The sequence below is a fragment of the Amycolatopsis rhizosphaerae genome (genome assembly GCF_007713715.1).
GTDB lineage: Bacteria > Actinomycetota > Actinomycetes > Mycobacteriales > Pseudonocardiaceae > Amycolatopsis_E > Amycolatopsis_E rhizosphaerae.
Map to the genome: position 1 here is coordinate 1 of NZ_VJWX01000670.1, position 3,076 is coordinate 3,076.

At 70.8% G+C, this 3,076-nt stretch carries 4 protein-coding genes; all 4 read left to right on the forward strand.

The window, feature by feature from the left end; genetic code table 11:
- The coding region (locus FNH05_RS35250; protein WP_144593179.1) for an ABC transporter substrate-binding protein at positions 1–807 on the forward strand (807 nt) is incomplete at its 5' end.
- Positions 804–1,841, forward strand: coding sequence for a FecCD family ABC transporter permease (locus FNH05_RS35255; protein WP_144593180.1), 1,038 nt, complete (start codon positions 804–806; stop codon positions 1,839–1,841). The genes FNH05_RS35250 and FNH05_RS35255, both read left to right, overlap by 4 nt.
- Entirely contained in the window at positions 1,838–2,614 is a 777-nt protein-coding gene (locus FNH05_RS35260) for an ABC transporter ATP-binding protein (protein WP_144593181.1), read from the forward strand. The genes FNH05_RS35255 and FNH05_RS35260 overlap by 4 nt, the downstream gene beginning before the upstream one ends.
- A gap of 117 nt (positions 2,615–2,731) precedes the next feature.
- Positions 2,732–3,067, forward strand: coding sequence for a hypothetical protein (locus FNH05_RS35265; protein ID WP_144593182.1), 336 nt, complete (start codon positions 2,732–2,734; stop codon positions 3,065–3,067).
- Positions 3,068–3,076 lie beyond the last annotated feature (9 nt).

The following is a 3,076-nucleotide window of genomic DNA, read 5'->3' on the forward strand; positions in this document are numbered from 1 at the left end:
GTCACCGTCGGTTCCCTCACCATCGAACGGCAGCCCACCCGGATCGTGTCCCTGTCCCCGTCGGCGACCGAAACGCTGTTCGCCGTCGGCGCGGGCAAGCAGGTCGTCGCGGTCGACTCGACCTCGGACTATCCGGCACAGGCCCCGCACACCAAGCTGGCCGCGCTGAGCCCGGACCCGGAGGCCATCGCCGCCTACCACCCGGACCTGGTCGTCGTGTCGGCCGACACCACCGGGCTTTCCCCGGCACTGGCGAAGATCGGCGCGCAGACCCTGGTGATGCCCGACGCCAAAACCCTCGACGACGCCTACCGGGAGTTCGCCGACCTCGGCACGGCGACCGGGCACCGCGCGGAGGGCCAGAGCCTTTCCCGGCAGGTGCGGGCGGACGTCGACGGGATCATCGCGGCCACGCCGAAGCCCGCCAAACCGCTGAGCTACTACTACGAACTCGACCAGACCTACTACAGCGCGACCTCGGCCACCTTCCTCGGCCAGATCCTGCAGCGGTTCGGCCTGACGAACATCGCCGACGGCACCGATCCGTCGGCCTCCGGCGGCTATCCCCAGCTGTCGCCGGAACGCATCCTCCAGTCCGATCCGGATCTCGTCTTCCTCGCGGACAGCAAGTGCTGCGGCCAGAACGCGCAGTCCGTCGCGGCGCGTCCCGGCTGGAACACGCTCAGCGCCGTCCAGCACGGCCGCGTGTTCACGCTCGACGACGACATCGCCTCCCGTTGGAGCCCTCGGATCGTCGAACTCGTGCGCGCCGTGTCGACCGCGGTGTCCCAAGCCGCCACCCGATGATCCGTTCCCGGCGTACCGCGGTGCGGACGCGCCTGCGTGCCCGCACCGTGGTGATCGCCGCGCTCGTGCTGGCGGCCGTGCTGGTGTGCGCGGTGCTGGCGGGGGCGGGTGATCTGGGCTGGCGCCGCGTGCTCGGCGAGCTCGTCGCGCAGGTCACGGGCGGGCAGTCCCCGCTGTCGGCCCGCGAGGCCGCGATCGTCTGGCAGCTGCGGGTGCCGAGGGTCCTGCTCGCCGGGCTGGTCGGGGCCGCGCTGGCGATGTCCGGCGCGACCTTCCAGGGGGTGTTCCGCAACCCGCTCGCCGATCCGTACCTGCTGGGCGCTGCCGCGGGCGCGGGGATGGCGGCGACCCTGGTGGTGGTGCTCACCCCGCACGCCGGGGCCTGGGTGCCGCCCGCCGCCTTCCTCGGCGCGATCGGCGGGGTCGGGCTGAGCTGGCTGCTGGGCCGGACGGGCGGCGGCCGCCCCGGGACCGGGACGCTGCTGCTCGCCGGGGTGGCCGTGGGCTCGTTCCTGTCCGCCGTGCAGACCTTCGTGCAGCAGCTGAGGACCGAGACGATCCGCCAGGTCTACACGTGGATGCTCGGCGGGCTGAACGTGACCGGCTGGCACGAGGTGCTGGTCGCCGCGCCCTACATCGGTCTCGCGGCCGTGGTGTTGTGCCTGTCCGGGCGGCTGCTGGACGTGCTTTCGCTGGGCGACGCCGAAGCCGCGTCGCTCGGGCTGCACCCCGCGCGTGTGCGGTTGCTGCTGCTGGCGGCCGCCTCACTGGCGACCGCCGCGGCGGTCTCGGTCAGCGGGCTGATCGGGTTCGTCGGGATCGTGGTGCCGCACGTGGTGCGGCTGCTGGCGGGCGGCAGCTACCGGGTCGTGCTGCCCCTGTCCCTGCTGGGCGGGGCGGCCTTCCTGATCGCGGCGGATCAGGTGGCGCGCACGGTCATGCCGGGGGAACTCCCGCTGGGGGTGGTCACGGCCTTCGCCGGTGCCCCGTTCTTCGTCGCCGTGCTCCGTTCCTCCCGGGAGAAGGTGTCGTGACCGGCCTACGGCTGCGAAACGTGCGTTCCGGTTACGGCGAACGGACCGTGCTGCGCGAGGTGACGGTGGAGGTGCCGAGCGGGGGCTGGCTGGCCATCGTCGGGCCGAACGGCGCCGGGAAGTCCACCCTGCTCAACACGATGGCGGGCCTGCTGCCCGCCGACGGCGAGGTCCTCGCCGACGGCCGTGCCCTGCGCACCCTTTCCGCGCGGGAAAAGGCCAGGCTGATCGCCTTCGCCCCGCAGGATCCCGTTCTGCCGGACGGGATCACGGTCACCGACTACGCGCTCCTCGGCCGCACTCCGCACCTCGGCCCGCTCGCCCGCGAGGGCGCCGCCGACCTGTCCATTGTGGATGAGGTGTTGCACCGGCTCGACCTGGCCGGGCTCGCCGGGCGAAGGCTCGGCACGCTCTCCGGCGGCGAACGGCAGCGGGCGGTGCTCGCCCGCGTACTGGCCCAGCGCGCGGGGCTGCTCCTGCTCGACGAACCGACCACCGGCCTGGACATCGGGCACGCGCAGGCGATGCTCGAACTCATCGACCGGTTGCGCCGGGAGGACGGCACCACCGTGGTGTCCACACTGCACGATCTGACCTTCGCCGCGCAGTACGCCGACGAGATCCTGCTGCTCGCCGACGGTGAGGTGGTCGCGGCGGGAGCGCCGGCGAACGTCCTGACCGGACCGTTGCTGCAGCGGCATTACGGTGCCACCGCCGAAATTCTGACCACCGGCGGCGGCGAACTGGTGATCGCCCCAATCCGTCGAAAGTAGACGATCCGGACACAAGTGGATTTTTCCGGTTTTCTCGGGAAACCGCGACGCGATGATCCACATGTGTCCTATTCTTCGTCCGCATATCGGACGTGACACTTCTTTGGGGGGCTGCACGTGGACTTCCACGTCGATCCGGACTCACTCGACGAATACGCGAAGGTCCTGGAAGGGCTCAACTCGGCGATCGACGCGATCAACGAGTACATGCACACCTACGGCTGCGACAAGTCGGGTTTCACCGGCCTGTTCATGATCCTGCACCCGGTGATCGACCTGATCGGCTCGCTCTACGGCGACACCCTCAAGTTCGGCAGGCAGCGCCTCGCGTCCCTTGTCGACGGTGTGCACAAGGTCGCGGAGGCCTACCAGCGGATGGACGAGAACGCCTCGAAAATGCTCGAGGATCTGCTCGGGGAACTGCAGGACGCCAAGACCCCCGCCCTCGCCTAATCGCAGCTC

What these genes read in the sequence shown, in the direction of transcription:
- FNH05_RS35255 (WP_144593180.1), top strand. Translation starts at nt 804, where the DNA reads ATGATCCGTTCCCGGCGTACCGCGGTGCGGACGCGCCTGCGTGCCCGC.